Genomic DNA, 16,985 nt, shown 5'->3' with positions numbered 1-16,985 from the left:
CGCTGCGCTCAGCCGCAGCGCCGGTTTACCCTTGCGGCTGATTGCTGATAAGCCGCGACATCGTCTCCAGCGAATCGGTACGCAGGATATACAACCGCTTCAGCAGGAACGGATTATCCCCCGGTTTCACCTTCCCTCTCACCGTCGTTACCGCCAGATGAAAACCGGCATCGTTCGCCGCCTTGACCGCCGTGGCGTTATAGCCGCCGAACGGATACGAAAGATACAGCACGTGCGGATTAAACTGGCTCAGCGCTCGCCGGGAACGCTCGAAATCAAAGAGAATGTTGTGATAATTCCGGCTGAGTAATATCGGGTGACGGGCGGCATCGACCCGGTGCAGAAAATGGGTATGCGACTGCACATCAAACACGTCCTGAATCTGTCTGAGCTCAGAGATACTCATAAACTGCAGCGATTTCGGATCCCACTTTTGCGGATGACGTTTGATCCGCGATGAGATAATAAATGCCGTAGCGTGGAAGCCGTACTGCTTGAGGATCGGATAAGCGTAGCGATTCACCGACTTGAGGCCGTCATCAAAGGTAATCACCACCGAGCGCGCAGGCAGATTAACCTTGTTACGTAAATACCCTTCCAGTTGATACATCGTCAGCGTGGTATAGCCCTGGTCACGCAGCCAGGTCATCTGGTTACTGAAAGCGCGCACCGAGGTGGTGGTCGAGGTATGGCGGAAACGGCTATTTTCTTCATCACGCAGAATATGGTGATAAGTCAGTACCGGAATGCCGTTATCCTCCTGCGCGTCCAGGCTGCTTACCCACGCCAACCGGTTGCCGATACGAATCTGATACCAGGTCTGATTAAGGCGGTCTTTCAGCTTGCTGATAATGGGATAGCGCAGGTTATTCGCTAATGTACCAAACGGCGGGCTGCCCACTGACGGCGCATCGTAAACCGGTGTGTCTTTCCAGGTCAGCAGGTTCTGGTTGCTCAACGGCTGATGTAAATCACCCAGATTATCCTCAACCCGTTTCGCGCCCTGCACCGGCCCCAGGTGTCCTTTATCAATAAAGCCAGTACCGAAGCCGAAATTGAATTCATAATAGTCTGCCGTGGTCGGCACCACGGCGAGGATCTGCCCGGCGCGAACGTTGCCGACGCTCACTACATGGTTGCCGACCTGCGCCCAGATATCGGCATCTTCTGTGATTTGCATATAGCGTGCGGGGACGCCCTGTTGGCTGAGCAGGCTGGCGGAAACGCTGACTGACGTCAGCAAAAGGAATAATGTTATGACTCGGGCAAACATGCGCATCGAACCGGTAAACCTGAATGCCGCCATTGTAACAAAAGCGGCATCAATGCTAATGCCTAATTTCCGAACGTATCATGCAGTAGACGAAAAGGCGGATTCTTTTGCTGTTGATGCCAAAGACTGCTCACCGTCGGGCCTCCAGCGCTAACGATAGCATTACGGAAGGCATCACTGCTGAGGGTATAGCGCTGTAAATACATTTCCTCCAGCAATGGATAGCGAATGCCGGAAATAACTTCACAGTGGGTGTGTTTGTGACTCATCAGCGCGGCGGCGCGATATGGCGCGGCACCGGTTTTATCGGTGAGAAAAATCACGCCATCGCCGCAGTCCGTGGCATGTAGCGCATCGCACATCATGCGGCTCAGCATATTGACGCTCAGATTACGCCAGTAATTCACCGCCCGGCACTGCGCCAACGGACCAAACTTTTTCTCCAGACGATCCAGCATCTCCTGCGCCAGCTCATCATGGCAGGTAATTACCCAACCTAACATCGCCTACCTCCTTAGCAGGCAAACAATTTAGCAGGGCAAGCGTTGAGGTGGGGTGATGGGTATCAAAAATTACCGCTTAGCGCCCCGGCAAGGTGAAATTAGCGGGGGCGCTTGTAGAGAGGATTAGCTACGCAGGCCGCGCCCACGCTGGATCAGGTACCAGCACAGAATATAGAAGGCCACGATAAACACCACCAGCACACCAAAGGTGGTCGCCAGCGGGACGTCATGAATGCCGAGGAAGCCAAAACGGAAGCCGCTAATCATGTAGACGATAGGGTTGAGATGCGACAGCGCCTGCCAGAACGGCGGCAGCAACGTCAGCGAATAGAACACCCCGCCCAGGTAGGTCAGCGGCGTCAGCACGAAAGTCGGGATCAGGCTGATGTCGTCGAAGGTTTTCGCAAACACCGCATTGAGCAGGCCCGCCAGCGAGAACAGAATTGCCGTCAAAATCAGCGTCAGGGCGACAAACAGCCAGGAATGAACCTGGAACGGGACGAAGAACAGCGAGATAGCCGTCACCAGAATGCCGACACACAGCCCGCGCGCCACCCCGCCGCCGACGTAACCGGCGATCACCACGTGGGTTGGCACCGGCGCCACCAGCAGTTCCTCAATGTTGCGCTGGAACTTGGCGCTAAAGAACGACGAAGCAACGTTGGCGTAGGCGTTGGTGATCACCGCCATCATAATTAGCCCCGGCACGATAAACTGCATATAGGTAAAACCGTGCATCTCGCCGATCCGCGAGCCGATCAGATTGCCAAAGATGACGAAATAGAGGGTCATGGTGATCACCGGCGGCACCAGCGTCTGTACCCAGATACGCATAAACCGGTGGATCTCTTTGGTCCAGATGCTTTTCAGCGCGACCCAGTAAAGCTGCATCATGCTGATTCTCCTTTTTTGTCGTGCACCAGCGTGACAAACAGCTCTTCCAGACGGTTGGCCTTGTTACGCATACTTAATACCTGCACGCCCTGGGCGCTTAGCTGGGCGAAAACGCTGTTAATCCCCTGCTCGCGCAGCACTTCAACTTCCAGCGTCGAGGTATCAACCAGCCGGTACTGATACCCGTCGAGGGTTGGCAGCGGGCTTTTCGGCGCCAGATCGAGGATAAAGGTTTCCGATTTCAGCTTAGCCAGCAGCGCCTTCATCGAGGTATTTTCCACCAGCTCGCCGCTCTGGATAATGCCGATATTACGACACAGCATTTCCGCTTCTTCCAGATAGTGGGTCGTGAGGATAATGGTGGTGCCTTTATCGTTGAGATCTTTAAGGAAACCCCACATCGAGCGACGTAGCTCGATATCAACGCCAGCGGTGGGTTCATCAAGAATGAGCAGCTTCGGCTCATGCATCAGCGCGCGGGCAATCATCAGGCGGCGCTTCATCCCGCCGGAGAGCATACGTGCGCGTTCATTGCGCTTTTCCCATAGATCGAGCTGTTTCAGATACTTTTCGCTACGCAAAATTGCTTCTTTACGCTCAACGCCGTAGTAACCCGCCTGGTTAACCACGATTTGCTGTACGGTTTCGAATGGGTTGAAGTTGAACTCCTGCGGCACCAGCCCGAGCTGGCGCTTGGCGTTCACCACATCTTTTTCCAGGTCGTAGCCAAATACATTAACCTGGCCGGAGGTTTTATTAACCAGCGAACTAATGATACCGATAGTCGTGGATTTCCCCGCGCCGTTCGGGCCCAGCAGCGCATAAAAGTCGCCGGCTTCAACCTGCAGGTCGATGCCTTTCAGCGCCTGAACCCCGCCGGGATAGGTTTTCTTGAGCTGTTTTAATTCCAGAGCAATGGTCATTAAATGTCTCTTCTCGTGTCTTCACATCTAATTTACCCAAATAATTCATGTTGCAGGAAGGCGGCAAATGAGCGAATCCTCAGGAGCTTACATAAGTAAGTGACTGGGGTGAACGAGTGCAGCCAACGCACCTGCAGCATGAAGTATGACGGGTAAAGATTGTTTTCAAAAAGGTGAGCTTACCCTATATTAGCGCAACGCACTTACTTGGTTACAGGCCGTAAACGTCCATGAATGATATAGATACACTCATCAGCAATAATGCACTATGGTCAAAAATGCTGGTGGAAGAGGACCCCGGCTTCTTTGCGAAATTGTCGCAGGCGCAGAAACCGCGCTTTCTGTGGATTGGCTGTTCCGATAGCCGCGTCCCCGCGGAGCGCTTAACCGGCCTGGAACCCGGTGAGCTATTCGTACATCGTAACGTCGCCAATCTGGTGATCCACACCGACCTGAACTGCCTGTCGGTGGTGCAATACGCCGTTGACGTGCTGGAAGTCGAACACATTATTATCTGCGGCCACTACGGCTGCGGCGGCGTACAGGCGGCGGTCGAGAACCCGGAACTGGGGCTCATTGATAACTGGCTGCTACACATTCGCGATATCTGGTTTAAACACAGCTCGCTGCTCGGTGAAATGCCGGAAGATCGGCGTCTGGATACGCTTTGCGAACTGAACGTGATGGAGCAGGTATACAACCTGGGACACTCGACTATCATGCAATCGGCGTGGAAACGTGGCCAAAAGGTGACGATCCATGGCTGGGCTTATGGTATTCACGACGGACTACTGCGCGATCTTGATGTCACCGCCGTCAGCCGGGAAACCCTCGAGCAGCGCTATCGCCACGGGATTTCCAATCTCAAGAGCAAGCACGCCAACCATAAATAGCCGCCGCCCTCACCGCCCCGGATAAGGCGCTCGCCTTATCCGGGACCGCAACAATAATTACTCGTCCAGCAGGATCACTTTGCCGACGTACGGCAGATGACGATAGCGCTGAGCGTAGTCGATACCGTAGCCCACCACGAACTCATCCGGAATCGCAAAACCGACAAACTCCACCGGCACGTTCACTTCACGACGGCTTGGTTTATCCAGCAGGGTGCAGATAGCCAGCGATTTCGGCTCGCGCAGGCTGAGGATTTCGCGCACTTTAGACAGGGTGTTGCCGGAATCGATGATGTCTTCGACGATCAGTACGTCCTTACCGCGAATGTCTTCATCCAGGTCTTTAAGGATTTTGACATCACGTGTGGTGGACATGCCGCTGCCATAGCTGGAGGCGGTCATAAAGTCGACTTCATGCGGTACCTGAACCTCACGGCACAGGTCAGCCATAAACATAAATGAACCGCGCAACAAACCCACCAGCACCATTTCGCTGCCGCTGTCTTTGTAGCGTTCATTAATTTGACGACCCAGTTCGGCGATACGCGCTTTGATCTCGGCTTCCGGGATCATCACTTCTACAGTATGTTTCATTAAACTAACCATTTGATTCTTAGGATAAATCTTCAAAGCCGCTGCTTTCACATCGACGTTGACCGGCAAGCGATACAGTATACCAGCAAAACGAAATCTTCGGTGCAGTGAATAATAAAGCCATATTTGTAATTCCGATCACAGTTGTTAAATCCTATAATTAATTGCAGTTAAAAAATTAACAACTGAAGAGTGTCTTTCTATGGCAGAAACAAAATCTCAACAATCACGGTTACTTGTCACGCTGACGGCGCTGTTTGCCGCCTTCTGTGGCCTGTATCTGTTAATCGGTGGGGTATGGCTGGCCGCTATTGGCGGTTCCTGGTACTACCCTATCGCAGGCCTGGTGATGCTGGCCGTCACCGTCATGCTGTTCCGCGGCAAGCGTGCAGCGCTGTGGCTGTATGCCGCCCTGTTGCTGGCAACCATGATTTGGGGGGTATGGGAAGTCGGTTTCGACTTCTGGGCGCTGACGCCGCGTAGCGACATCCTGGTCTTCTTTGGCATCTGGCTGATTCTGCCATTTGTCTGGCGTCGTCTGCCGGTCCCTTCCGCCGGCGCCGTTGGCGGTCTGGTTATCGCCCTGCTGATTAGCGGCGGGATCCTGACCTGGGCCGGTTTCAACGACCCGCAGGAAGTGAACGGTACGCTGAGCGCTGACGCGACGCCGGCCGCGCCGATTTCTACCGTCGCCGATAGCGACTGGCCGGCCTATGGCCGTAACCAGGAAGGCCAGCGTTATTCGCCGCTGAAGCAAATTAACGCCGACAACGTGAAGAACCTGAAGGAAGCCTGGGTATTCCGCACCGGCGACCTGAAGCAGCCGAACGATCCGGGTGAAATCACTAACGAAGTGACGCCGATTAAAGTTGGCGACACGCTGTATCTGTGTACCGCGCACCAGCGTCTGTTCGCGCTTGACGCGGCCACCGGTAAAGAGAAGTGGCATTTTGACCCGCAGCTGAACGCCGATCCGTCGTTCCAGCACGTGACCTGCCGTGGCGTTTCCTATCATGAAGCGAAAGCGGATAACGCCCCTGCCGACGTCGTCGCCGACTGCCCGCGCCGTATTATTCTGCCGGTCAACGATGGCCGTCTGTTCGCGGTGAACGCCGACAACGGTAAGCTGTGCGAAACCTTTGCCAACAAAGGCATTCTCAACCTGCAAACCAATATGCCGGTAACCACGCCGGGTATGTATGAACCGACGTCGCCGCCGATTATCACTGATAAGACTATCGTCATTGCCGGCGCGGTAACCGATAACTTCTCAACCCGCGAGCCATCAGGCGTTATCCGCGGCTTTGATGTGAATACCGGTAAACTGCTGTGGGCCTTTGACCCGGGCGCGAAAGACCCTAATGCGATCCCGAGCGATGAGCATCACTTCACACTCAATTCACCTAACTCCTGGGCGCCTGCCGCCTATGACGCGAAGCTGGATTTAGTCTATCTGCCGATGGGCGTTACCACCCCGGATATCTGGGGCGGCAACCGCACGCCGGAACAGGAACGTTACGCCAGCTCTATCGTGGCGCTGAACGCAACCACCGGGAAACTGGCGTGGAGCTACCAAACCGTACACCACGATCTGTGGGATATGGATATGCCGTCGCAGCCGACGCTGGCCGACATTGATGTGAACGGTAAAACCGTACCGGTGATTTACGCTCCGGCCAAGACCGGCAACATCTTCGTGCTGGATCGCCGTAATGGCGAACTGGTGGTCCCGGCGCCGGAAAAACCGGTTCCGCAAGGTGCGGCGAAAGGCGATTATGTCGCTAAAACCCAGCCGTTCTCCGAGCTGAGTTTCCGTCCGAAGAAAGACCTGACCGGCGCAGACATGTGGGGCGCCACCATGTTTGACCAGCTGGTGTGCCGCGTTATCTTCCATCAGATGCGCTATGAAGGTATCTTCACTCCGCCGTCTGAACAGGGCACGCTGGTGTTCCCTGGTAACCTGGGGATGTTTGAATGGGGCGGTATCTCCGTCGATCCAAACCGTCAGGTGGCTATCGCCAACCCGATGGCGCTGCCGTTCGTCTCTAAATTAATCCCGCGCGGCCCGGGCAACCCGATGGAACCGCCAAAAGACGCGAAAGGCTCTGGTACCGAGTCCGGCGTTCAGCCGCAGTATGGCGTCCCGTTCGGCGTCACCCTGAACCCGTTCCTGTCGCCGTTTGGCCTGCCGTGTAAACAACCGGCATGGGGTTATATCTCGGCGCTGGATCTGAAGACCAATGAAGTGGTGTGGAAAAAACGCATCGGGACGCCGCAGGATAGTCTGCCGTTCCCGCTGCCTGTCCCGCTGCCGTTCAATATGGGTATGCCGATGCTGGGCGGTCCGATCTCAACCGCCGGTAACGTGCTGTTTATCGCCGCCACCGCCGATAACTACCTGCGCGCTTACAACATGAGCAATGGCGAAAAACTGTGGCAGGCGCGTCTGCCGGCAGGTGGCCAGGCGACGCCGATGACCTATGAAGTGAATGGCAAGCAGTACGTTGTCATCTCTGCAGGCGGTCACGGCTCGTTCGGTACCAAGATGGGTGACTACATCGTTGCCTACGCGCTACCGGATGATGCGAAGTAAAATGCAAAACGGCAACGAAAGTTGCCGTTTTTTTATTTGCCCCCCTCACAGGAGAAGGCGGCAGGTCGCACAGCCCTAAACGGTGAACCCCAACATCATCCCGGTATCTTCATGCTCCAGCAGATGACAGTGCGCCATATAGGCAAACTCCTTTGGCGCCTGATGATCGAACTTCACCAGCACTTCACTCACCCCGCCCTCCACTCTTACCGTATCCTTCCAGCCGCGACGATGCGCCGCCGGCGCCTGGCCATTTTCACTCAGAATACGGAATTGCGTGCCATGAATATGGAAAGGATGCAACATCATGTCGCCCTTGCCGGAGATCAGCCAGAGCTCGTACTGACCTCGGGCCGCGGCAAACATCGGCACATTCATATCAAAGGCTTTGCCGTTGATGCGGTTGGCGTTATGGAAATCGAAGCCCTTTCCTGATGAGGTTCCATGCGCCATGCCGCCGCCGTGGTTCATAGTCTCCATCTGGTCATGATTCATATTGCCCATGTCACCATGATCCATCATCATCCCATGGTTCATACCGGACATCGCCTGGTCGCCATATTTCTTCATCAACGCCTGCATTCCCATCATGTCGAGCATAGGATCCATCGACAGCTGCAGCGTGCGCTGCGTCAGCCCCTCCAGTGAGGGCAGCGCAGGCATCGCCGCCAAAGTATCGGGTAACTTACCGGAGGCCGGGATCAATAGCGGCTGTATACGGAGCACCGGTTGCGGTTTATCAAATGGCGCAATCGCCATCCCCATCTGGCTCACCGGCAGCGTCTGCAGATCAAATGCCTTCCCATCGCGGGTATCAATCAACACCTCAAATCGTTCACCCATCAGCACCGACAGTTCGCTCACTTTGACCGGTTCCGCCAACAGGCCGCCGTCGCTTGCTACTACGTACATTGGGCGGCGATCGCTGGTAGCGAAATTCAGCGAGCGGGCATTACAGCCATTAAGCAGACGCAGGCGCAGCCAACCGCGCGGCGGAGCGTGTTCGGGATACAGCGCGCCGTTCGTCAACAGGGTATCGCCAAACCAGCCAACGGCGGCGCTCATGATATCGAGCTGATAATCTATTTCGCCATTGGCATTGAATCTTTTGTCCTGCACGATCACCGGAATATCATCAATTCCCCACTGCTTCGGTAGCAGTAATTGCCCGCTTTCGACATCTTCAATCAGCACCAAACCCGCCAGCCCCATCGCGACCTGACGGCCGGTTTTACCATGCTGATGAGGATGGAACCAGCAGGTTGCCGCTCGCTGCGTCGGCGTAAATTTCACCGTCCTTGAGGCTCCTGCGGCGATGATGCCCTGCGGACCGCCATCGACTTCGCCAGGCACTTCCAGTCCGTGCCAGTGGACCGTGGTCTCCTCCGCCAGGCGGTTATGAATATCTACCGTTACCGCTTCACCTTGCTTCAGCTTCAACGCGGGGCCGAGGAGGCTGCCGTTATAACCCCAGGTCGTCGCAAGATGCGGGCCAAACTGCGTCTTTCCGGCTTGAATCGTCAGCGTAATGCGATTGCGGGCGTCGGCGGTCAATAAATCCGGAACCGGCAAAGCCGGACGGCCGGCAGCGAATACCGAACGGCTCCAGAGCGGTAAGGCGCTGACCGCGCCAAGCGCGGCGCCTAATTTGATAAACTCACGACGTTGCATTTTCACATCCTTTTATTCTGCTGGTGAATATTTAAGCTTAAACCCTCCCGCAACGGGAAGGTCAAGCAGAAGCTTGTGAATAAAGCTCTGCGTGGTGTAAAGAAGTATGCTAACTTTGATTGCCCGTGTTTCAATGGTAGAAAAAATGAAGACGTTTTTCAGAACAATGCTGTTTGGCAGCCTGCTCGCCCTCTCCGCCAATAGCTATGCATTAAACGAGTCCGAAGCGGAAGATATGGCTGATTTAACGGCGGTATTTGTATTCCTGAAAAACGATTGCGGCTATCAAAATTTGCCAAATACGCAAATTCGCCGCGCGCTGGTCTTTTTTGCCCAGCAAAACCAATGGGATCTCAGCAACTACGATAGCTTTAATATGAAAGCATTAGGTGAGGACAGCTATCGCGATCTCAGCGGTATCAAAATCCCGACCGCCAAAAAGTGCAAAGCTCTGGCGCGTGACTCCCTTAGCCTGCTGGCCTATGTGAAGTAAGCCTATCTGCAGCCGCGGCGATGCGGCTGTCTCTGTAGATTTCTGACTTCCCATCTCCGTTAATATTGACTAAACATGAATTCATTAAACAATATTTTTATTTCATGCTCTCGGTTATTCTCTGTTTTTATTAATTAACTGTAAGCTTAATTTATCAGTAAAAATCACATTCGAGAGTAAACAATTCAACTCATCGTTTATTGCAAAGACCTGCTGGCTAATTAAAATCGCCTGCAACCTCTCTTATTGCAATGGAATGACATTTTGAATATCTCACCTGTTTTTCGCTTACTTCCGTTCACTGTTCTCATGTTAGCTGGCTGCCAGGCGCATCGTCAGGCTAACGCTCCCATAACGCCGCCAATCGCCATCGCCACCGACGCGCAGCAGAATGAAAAGCTGCGGCTGGCCGCTGAGCAGGAGCGACTTAATGCCTGCCGCCAGGCGTTGGATTCGTTAAAAGAAGTCAATCCGAAAGAAGCTTCAAGACTGGGTAGTGAATTCACCGCCCTGATAGGCGCGGCGTCGCAATATAACTCGGTGCGTACGAAAGTCGCCGACCCAACCCGTCAGGGCATCGATTCCATGTATCAATTTAAATCCATTAAGCTTTGCGCCGATATTGAAAAGTCGCTGATCGATAGCCTGGTCATGCGCGGCGATAATGCGGTGAAGTGACAGGCGCCATGATAAATCGCCTTAATATATTGACGCTGGCCTTCATTTTGCTGGCGTCCCTTTTTATTAGTCATGCGCACGCGGATGACGGCGCGCCTGCGTTTCTCAACTATGTCCAGCAGCAGGAGAAAAAAGAGAAGAAAGAGATACCTCCGGCACCGGAGGTCAGTAAACCCGCCAAGGTCAGCGAGAACAACACGGCAGCGCTGCACAAAAAACTGGCCGCGCAAAAAATTCTCATCGCCGACAAAGATAAGACCATCCGCCAACTGCAGGCACAGCTCAAATCGCCACCTCCCGCCAGGATGCCAGCGACGGTAGATAATGCAGCGTTGAATAACACTATCGAACAGCTCCAGCGCCGGATCGCTGCTTTGGACACGGAAAACAAACGGCTTGTTCAGCAAGTCCATACCGTCCAGCAGGAAAAAGTCGACACCGCGGATAATCTCAAACGCTCTGCCGCCGCTCTGCAGGCGCAAAAGGTAAAGCTCAACGCGCTGGAGACAGACAAGCAGGCGCTGAGCGATAAGCTGGCTACGGCAATGGCGGAGCAGCAGAAACTGAGCGCCGAACTCGCCGGCGTAAAAACCACCGCCGCCACGACAGCCAAAGCACCCACGCTAAACCTCAGCAGCGCTCCACAGCAGCAGGCATATTCGGTTGGCGTGTCGATAGGGCAAGATGCGCTTAAAACGCTGTCCAGCCAGGCCGCTAAGGGGTTAAACCTGCAACAGGAAACCGTTCTTAAGGGCATTAACGATGTTTTTGCCGGTAAGCCGGCGCTGGATGAACAAGCGCGCAATAAGGCGCTTTTCGACGTCTCGCAGCGGTTATACAAGAACATTGATAAGCTTGAGCAACACACTCTCCGCGAAGGCAAAAAGTATCAACAGCAATTTGCCGCGCAGAAAGGCGTAGCGCTTAAAGCGGGTATTTACAGCCGTATAGACTACCCCGGCAAAGGTAAGGTCGCTGAAAACGATATCGTCACCGTCGTTATCAAAGAAAGCTTGATCGACGGTACCGTGATAAACGATATGGAAGCCGAAGATAAGGTCTGGTCACAGGCGCTAAGTCAGTATCCCGCGACTTTCCGCGAACCGCTTAAACGCCTGAATAACCATGGCGCCATCACTATTGTTGTTCCACCGGAGCGGGCCTACGGCAGCAAAGGAATTCCTGGAAAAATTCCGCCTGGCTCGACGATGGTGTATACCGTGCGAATTGTTGACGCCAGGCCTAACAGCGACCAACAGCCTAAAGCATCTGCGCCGAAAGCCTCACGCTAAGCGAGAGTTCCGCCAAACTTCAGATGGTTTACTATTCGCCATATCAATCTCTACCTATAGTTGGCTATGATGTGGTGCCCGCTTTGCGGGCGCGACAGAAGTTAACAAAGGAGGAGTAAGCCATGGCCGAGAGTAATCAGTGGCATGAGACGCTGCACGACCATTTTGGTCAATATTTTACCGTTGATAACGTGCTGTACCATGAGAAGACCGATCATCAGGATTTAATCATCTTCGAAAATGCGGCATTTGGCCGCGTGATGGCGCTTGATGGCGTGGTGCAAACCACCGAGCGCGATGAGTTTATTTATCATGAAATGATGACCCACGTTCCGCTGCTGGCCCATGGTCACGCAAAGCACGTGCTGATCATTGGCGGCGGCGATGGCGCGATGCTGCGCGAAGTCTCCCGCCATCAACATATCGAAACCATTACCATGGTGGAAATCGACGCCGGGGTGGTCTCGTTCTGCCGTCAGTATCTCCCAAACCATAACGCCGGCGCCTATGACGACCCGCGCTTTACGCTGGTGATCGATGACGGCGTGAACTTCGTCAACCAAACGTCACAAACCTTTGATGTCATTATCTCCGACTGTACCGACCCGATTGGCCCCGGTGAGAGCCTGTTTACCTCGGCGTTTTATGCCGGTTGTAAACGTTGCCTGAACCCCGGCGGAATTTTCGTTGCTCAGAACGGCGTAAGCTTCCTGCAGCAGGATGAAGCGGTCGGTAGTCATCGCAAACTCAGCCATTACTTCAACGATGTCAGCTTCTATCAGGCAGCGATCCCGACCTACTATGGCGGCATCATGACCTTTGCCTGGGCGACCGATAATGAAGCCCTGCGTCATTTGTCGACGGAAATTATTCAGGCCCGCTTCCATAGCGCCGGGCTGAAATGCCGTTATTACAACCCGGCAATTCATACCGCGGCTTTCGCGCTACCGCAGTACCTGCTGGATGCGCTGTCCGCCAGCTAACCTGAAACGAGGAGGTGAACCAAATTGAAAAAGCTTAAGCTGCACGGCTTCAACAACCTGACTAAAAGCCTGAGTTTTTGTATTTACGATATCTGCTACGCTAAAACCGCCGAAGAGCGCGATGGCTATATCGCCTATATCGATGAACTCTATAATGCCAATCGCCTGACGGAAATCCTCTCCGAGACCTGTTCAATCATTGGCGCCAACATACTCAACATCGCACGCCAGGATTATGAACCGCAGGGCGCAAGCGTCACCATTTTGGTTAGCGAAGAGCCTATCGACCCGCAGCTTATCGATCAGAGCGAGCATCCGGGCCCGCTGCCTGAGACCGTGGTCGCACATCTCGATAAAAGCCACATCTGCGTGCATACCTATCCGGAAAGCCATCCGGAAGGCGGTCTGTGCACCTTCCGCGCCGATATTGAAGTCTCTACCTGCGGCGTGATTTCACCGCTGAAGGCGCTGAACTACCTGATTCACCAACTGGAATCCGATATCGTAACCATTGATTATCGCGTGCGTGGTTTCACCCGTGATATCAATGGTATGAAGCATTTTATCGATCATGAAATCAACTCTATTCAGAACTTCATGTCAGAAGACATGAAGTCGCTGTATGACATGGTGGACGTGAACGTCTATCAGGAAAATATGTTCCATACCAAAATGATGCTGAAAGAGTTCGATCTGAAACACTACATGTTCCACACCAAACCGGAAGAGTTAAGCGAGCAAGAGCGCAAGGTGATTACCGACCTGCTGTGGAAAGAGATGCGGGAAATTTATTACGCCCGCAATATACCTGCGGTGTAATGCCTGAAATGCCCGGCGGCGCTTTTGCTTGCCGGGCCTACGGTTGCGCGCCGCCCGGCACAAAACGAATCATTAACGCTGCTGCATAAATTCACGGTATGCGGCAACCACCTGCAGGAAATCCTCCACGCCGCAAAGAGAGAGGCTCTCTTCGTCGTAGTAGTTCATCCCCTCTTCCATTTCATCGCCGGAAAATTCCAGTTGGTTGGCGCGGATCATCACTTCTTCGCCATCCAGCCACAACGTATATTCATGGCCGGCCCGCTGCCAGGAACGTTCACTGCCTTTCACGGTGCGCGCTGCCTGTTCCACTTCATCCAGAAGGGCCAGGTTATCTTTCACCTCTTCGTTGAACCAGTGACCAATCGCCTCGTGGTCCATCGACATTCGCACCTTTACCACACCGGTAATATCGCGCAGAAATTCGTAATCCATAATCTTTTCCTCTGCAAGGGCAATGCGTCACCGCTGCACTGTACCCATAACCTAATTATCGCAGCAGACAGGAAGAAAAAAAGCGCAACGGGTGGGAGGTTTAAAAATAAAAATGCCCGCTGATGCAATGTTCAGCGGGCATTGGAGAGTTTGTAGCCAAACGGTCAGCCGGGCTGACCAAACGGATTACACGGCGGTCTGGAAGATCACGCCGTCAGCTTTTTCAGTGTACTGATCCAGCTGGTTAAAGTTCAGGTAGCGATAGGTATCTTCCGCCGTCTTATCAACCTGAGCGACGAAGGTCTGATACTCTTCCGGCGTCGGCAGTTTGCCCAGCAGAGAGGCGACCGCCGCCAGTTCGGCAGAGGCCAGATAGACGTTGGCGCCGGTACCTAAACGGTTCGGGAAGTTACGGGTAGAGGTCGACACGACCGTCGCGCCGTCAGCCACGCGCGCCTGGTTGCCCATACAAAGGGAACAGCCAGGGATTTCGATACGCGCGCCGCTCTTACCAAACACGCTGTAGTAGCCTTCTTCAGTCAGCTGCGCGGCATCCATACGGGTTGGCGGCGCCACCCACAGGCGAGTAGGCAGTTGGCCTTTATGGCTGTCCAGCAGCTTACCTGCGGCACGGAAGTGGCCAATGTTGGTCATGCAGGAACCGATAAACACTTCGTCGATCTTCTCACCCTGCACGTCTGACAGCAGACGCGCATCGTCCGGATCGTTCGGCGCACACAGGATTGGCTCTTTGATATCCGCCAGATCGATGTCGATCACTGCCGCGTATTCCGCATCAGCGTCGGCTTCCAGCAGTTGCGGATCCGCCAGCCATTTTTCCATGCCCTGGATACGGCGCTCCAGCGTACGACGATCGCCGTAACCTTCTGCGATCATCCACTTCAGCAGGACGATGTTGGAGTTCAGATACTCAACGATCGGCTCTTTGTTCAGCTTGATGGTACAACCAGCAGCAGAACGCTCGGCGGAAGCATCGGTCAGTTCAAATGCCTGCTCGACTTTCAGATCCGGCAGACCTTCGATTTCAAGGATGCGGCCAGAGAAGATGTTTTTCTTACCTTTCTTCTCAACGGTCAGCAGGCCCTGCTTGATAGCATACAGCGGAATGGCATGAACCAGGTCGCGCAGGGTAATGCCCGGCTGCATTTTACCTTTGAAGCGCACCAGTACTGATTCCGGCATATCCAGCGGCATCACGCCGGTCGCGGCGGCGAAGGCCACCAGACCTGAGCCCGCCGGGAAGGAGATACCAATCGGGAAACGGGTATGGGAGTCGCCGCCGGTACCTACAGTATCCGGCAGCAGCATACGGTTCAGCCAGGAGTGGATAACGCCATCGCCCGGACGCAGTGAAACACCGCCGCGGTTCATGATGAAGTCCGGCAGAGTGTGGTGCGTGGTGACGTCAACCGGCTTCGGATAAGCCGCGGTGTGACAGAAGGACTGCATCACCAGGTCAGCGGAGAAGCCCAGGCACGCCAGGTCTTTCAGCTCATCACGGGTCATTGGACCGGTGGTGTCCTGAGAACCGACGGAGGTCATTTTCGGCTCGCAATAAGCGCCCGGACGGATACCGGCAACGCCGCAGGCGCGGCCAACCATTTTCTGCGCCAGAGAGAAGCCGCGGTTGCTTTCCGCTACGTCTTTCGCATGACGGAAGACATCGCTGTGCGGCAGACCCAGCGCTTCGCGCGCTTTGGTCGTCAGGCCGCGACCGATGATCAGCGGAATACGGCCACCAGCGCGCACTTCGTCGATCAGTACATCGGTTTTCAGTTCGAAGCTTGCCAACAGCTCGTTGGTTTCGTGGTTACGCACTTCACCTTTGAACGGGTAAACGTCAATGACGTCGCCCATGTTGAGGTTGCTCACGTCCACTTCAATAGGCAGCGCGCCCGCATCTTCCATGGTGTTGAAGAAGATAGGCGCAATTTTGCCGCCCAGGCACAGGCCGCCGCCGCGCTTGTTCGGTACGTTCGGGATATCGTCGCCCATGAACCACAGCACCGAGTTGGTGGCGGATTTACGCGAAGAACCGGTACCGACAACGTCGCCAACGTAGGCCAGCGGGAAGCCTTTCTGCTGCAGCGCTTCAATTTGTTTAATCGGACCGACCGCGCCCGGCTGATCCGGTTCAATTCCTTCGCGAGCGTTCTTCAGCATCGCCAGAGCGTGCAATGGGATATCCGGACGGGACCAGGCATCAGGCGCCGGAGACAAGTCATCGGTATTGGTTTCGCCGGTAACTTTGAAGACGGTAACGGTGATTTTTTCCGCCAGTTGCGGACGGTTCAGGAACCACTCGGCATCAGCCCAGGATTGCATAACCTGTTTAGCGTACTCATTACCCGCTTTGGCTTTCTCTTCTACATCATAGAAGTTATCGAACATCAGCAGGGTATGGGACAGCGCTTTCGCGGCAATCGGCGCCAGTTTGGCATCGTCCAGCGCTTCAATCAGGGGGTGAATATTGTAACCGCCCTGCATGGTGCCCAGCAGTTCAACGGCTTTTTCAGGGGTAACCAGTGGGGAGGTCGCTTCGCCTTTGGCGATAGCGGCAAGGAATCCGGCTTTAACATAGGCGGCTTCATCGACGCCCGGCGGTACACGGTTGGTAAGCAGATCTAACAGGAATTCATCTTCACCCGCTGGCGGGTTTTTCAGCAGTTCTACCAGCGCGGCCATTTGGGTTGCGTCTAAGGGTTTGGCAACAATCCCCATGGCTGCACGCTCAGCTACGTGCTTACGGTATTCTTCTAGCACGACGGTTCTCCTCGCTCTCATTGTAAAATGCGGTAGGCGATTTTCTTCACGCTCCTGTGAGACAGCAGTTTGTAGGGTAAATGCCCGATACCGCGACGGCAGCATAGCAGGATTTTTGAAGGGTGTTAATCTGTTTACAAAAAAGCAACATTAAAAT

General features: G+C 54.3%; 16 protein-coding genes. 7 read left to right on the top strand and 9 right to left on the bottom strand.

From position 1 onward, the window contains the following. Window positions 1–25: 25 nt before the first annotated feature. The 4 genes from PGR79_RS17425 to PGR79_RS17410 form a co-directional block, all read right to left on the bottom strand. Window positions 26–1,279 (bottom strand): polysaccharide deacetylase family protein, encoded by a 1,254-nt coding sequence (locus PGR79_RS17425; RefSeq protein ID WP_213317268.1) that lies wholly within the window; start codon window positions 1,277–1,279, stop codon window positions 26–28. Window positions 1,280–1,335: 56 nt separating this feature from the next. Next, complete coding sequence (locus PGR79_RS17420) at window positions 1,336–1,776, bottom strand: PTS sugar transporter subunit IIA (RefSeq protein WP_015368202.1); 441 nt, start codon at window positions 1,774–1,776, stop codon at window positions 1,336–1,338. 123 nt (window positions 1,777–1,899) lie between these two features. Continuing rightward, the gene (locus tag PGR79_RS17415) at window positions 1,900–2,670 is read right to left on the bottom strand and encodes an ABC transporter permease (RefSeq protein ID WP_015368203.1); all 771 of its coding nucleotides are present in this window, start codon (window positions 2,668–2,670) and stop codon (window positions 1,900–1,902) included. Next, the gene (locus PGR79_RS17410; protein WP_015368204.1) at window positions 2,667–3,593 is read right to left on the bottom strand and encodes an ABC transporter ATP-binding protein; all 927 of its coding nucleotides are present in this window, start codon (window positions 3,591–3,593) and stop codon (window positions 2,667–2,669) included. The genes PGR79_RS17415 and PGR79_RS17410 overlap by 4 nt, the downstream gene beginning before the upstream one ends. A gap of 230 nt (window positions 3,594–3,823) precedes the next feature. On the opposite strand from PGR79_RS17410, the gene can reads away from it, so the two are divergent. Further along, window positions 3,824–4,486, top strand: a complete 663-nt coding sequence (gene can / locus PGR79_RS17405) for a carbonate dehydratase (RefSeq protein WP_045390077.1) — start codon at window positions 3,824–3,826, stop codon at window positions 4,484–4,486. 57 nt (window positions 4,487–4,543) lie between these two features. Here the strand turns inward: can and hpt are convergent, their stop codons facing one another. Beyond that, entirely contained in the window at window positions 4,544–5,080 is a 537-nt protein-coding gene (gene hpt / locus PGR79_RS17400; protein WP_015368206.1) for a hypoxanthine phosphoribosyltransferase, read from the bottom strand. Between the two features lie 19 nt (window positions 5,081–5,099). Beyond that, window positions 5,100–5,204, bottom strand: a complete 105-nt coding sequence (locus tag PGR79_RS17395) for a hypothetical protein (RefSeq protein ID WP_161801955.1) — start codon at window positions 5,202–5,204, stop codon at window positions 5,100–5,102. 78 nt (window positions 5,205–5,282) lie between these two features. On the opposite strand from PGR79_RS17395, the gene PGR79_RS17390 reads away from it, so the two are divergent. Next, window positions 5,283–7,673: a glucose/quinate/shikimate family membrane-bound PQQ-dependent dehydrogenase gene (locus PGR79_RS17390; RefSeq protein WP_045390074.1), complete on the top strand. Its 2,391-nt coding sequence runs from the start codon at window positions 5,283–5,285 to the stop codon at window positions 7,671–7,673. 75 nt (window positions 7,674–7,748) lie between these two features. Here PGR79_RS17390 and cueO read toward each other — a convergent pair whose 3' ends face one another. After that, on the bottom strand, window positions 7,749–9,344 hold the full coding sequence (cueO, locus tag PGR79_RS17385) for a multicopper oxidase CueO (protein WP_430922141.1): 1,596 nt from the start codon (window positions 9,342–9,344) through the stop codon (window positions 7,749–7,751). A 145-nt stretch (window positions 9,345–9,489) separates the two neighbouring features. Between cueO and PGR79_RS17380 the strand changes: the two genes are divergently transcribed. From PGR79_RS17380 to speD, 5 genes are all read left to right on the top strand, one after another. Further along, the gene (locus PGR79_RS17380) at window positions 9,490–9,837 is read left to right on the top strand and encodes a YacC family pilotin-like protein (protein WP_087860926.1); all 348 of its coding nucleotides are present in this window, start codon (window positions 9,490–9,492) and stop codon (window positions 9,835–9,837) included. Window positions 9,838–10,101: 264 nt separating this feature from the next. Then, window positions 10,102–10,515, top strand: a complete 414-nt coding sequence (locus tag PGR79_RS17375; protein WP_087860867.1) for a hypothetical protein — start codon at window positions 10,102–10,104, stop codon at window positions 10,513–10,515. Between the two features lie 8 nt (window positions 10,516–10,523). After that, window positions 10,524–11,807 (top strand): FKBP-type peptidyl-prolyl cis-trans isomerase N-terminal domain-containing protein, encoded by a 1,284-nt coding sequence (locus tag PGR79_RS17370; protein ID WP_430922139.1) that lies wholly within the window; start codon window positions 10,524–10,526, stop codon window positions 11,805–11,807. 122 nt (window positions 11,808–11,929) lie between these two features. Next, entirely contained in the window at window positions 11,930–12,790 is an 861-nt protein-coding gene (gene speE / locus PGR79_RS17365; protein WP_087860869.1) for a polyamine aminopropyltransferase, read from the top strand. A gap of 24 nt (window positions 12,791–12,814) precedes the next feature. After that, window positions 12,815–13,609 carry an adenosylmethionine decarboxylase gene (speD, locus tag PGR79_RS17360; RefSeq protein ID WP_015368213.1) on the top strand — a complete coding sequence of 265 codons (795 nt, stop codon included), beginning with the start codon at window positions 12,815–12,817 and terminating at the stop codon, window positions 13,607–13,609. A 72-nt stretch (window positions 13,610–13,681) separates the two neighbouring features. Here speD and yacL read toward each other — a convergent pair whose 3' ends face one another. Beyond that, complete coding sequence (gene yacL / locus PGR79_RS17355) at window positions 13,682–14,044, bottom strand: protein YacL (protein ID WP_015368214.1); 363 nt, start codon at window positions 14,042–14,044, stop codon at window positions 13,682–13,684. Between the two features lie 186 nt (window positions 14,045–14,230). After that, window positions 14,231–16,828: a bifunctional aconitate hydratase 2/2-methylisocitrate dehydratase gene (gene acnB / locus PGR79_RS17350; protein WP_072201386.1), complete on the bottom strand. Its 2,598-nt coding sequence runs from the start codon at window positions 16,826–16,828 to the stop codon at window positions 14,231–14,233. Between the last annotated feature and the right edge of the window lie 157 nt (window positions 16,829–16,985).

The sequence above is a fragment of the Klebsiella sp. 141161 genome (genome assembly GCF_050600815.1).
GTDB classification, from domain to species: Bacteria; Pseudomonadota; Gammaproteobacteria; order Enterobacterales; family Enterobacteriaceae; genus Klebsiella; species Klebsiella aerogenes.
Note: the sequence above shows the minus strand (reverse complement) of the source record. Positions and strands in the feature narration are given on the sequence as shown.

Coding starts and splice junctions, on each gene's coding strand:
- PGR79_RS17425 (WP_213317268.1), bottom strand. CDS start 1,279: ATGCGCATGTTTGCCCGAGTCATAACATTATTCCTTTTGCTGACGTCA.
- PGR79_RS17420 (WP_015368202.1), bottom strand. CDS start 1,776: ATGTTAGGTTGGGTAATTACCTGCCATGATGAGCTGGCGCAGGAGATG.
- PGR79_RS17415 (WP_015368203.1), bottom strand. CDS start 2,670: ATGATGCAGCTTTACTGGGTCGCGCTGAAAAGCATCTGGACCAAAGAG.
- PGR79_RS17410 (WP_015368204.1), bottom strand. CDS start 3,593: ATGACCATTGCTCTGGAATTAAAACAGCTCAAGAAAACCTATCCCGGC.
- can (WP_045390077.1), top strand. CDS start 3,824: ATGAATGATATAGATACACTCATCAGCAATAATGCACTATGGTCAAAA.
- hpt (WP_015368206.1), bottom strand. CDS start 5,080: ATGAAACATACTGTAGAAGTGATGATCCCGGAAGCCGAGATCAAAGCG.
- PGR79_RS17395 (WP_161801955.1), bottom strand. CDS start 5,204: ATGGCTTTATTATTCACTGCACCGAAGATTTCGTTTTGCTGGTATACT.
- PGR79_RS17390 (WP_045390074.1), top strand. CDS start 5,283: ATGGCAGAAACAAAATCTCAACAATCACGGTTACTTGTCACGCTGACG.
- cueO (WP_430922141.1), bottom strand. CDS start 9,344: ATGCAACGTCGTGAGTTTATCAAATTAGGCGCCGCGCTTGGCGCGGTC.
- PGR79_RS17380 (WP_087860926.1), top strand. CDS start 9,490: ATGAAGACGTTTTTCAGAACAATGCTGTTTGGCAGCCTGCTCGCCCTC.
- PGR79_RS17370 (WP_430922139.1), top strand. CDS start 10,524: ATGATAAATCGCCTTAATATATTGACGCTGGCCTTCATTTTGCTGGCG.
- speE (WP_087860869.1), top strand. CDS start 11,930: ATGGCCGAGAGTAATCAGTGGCATGAGACGCTGCACGACCATTTTGGT.
- yacL (WP_015368214.1), bottom strand. CDS start 14,044: ATGGATTACGAATTTCTGCGCGATATTACCGGTGTGGTAAAGGTGCGA.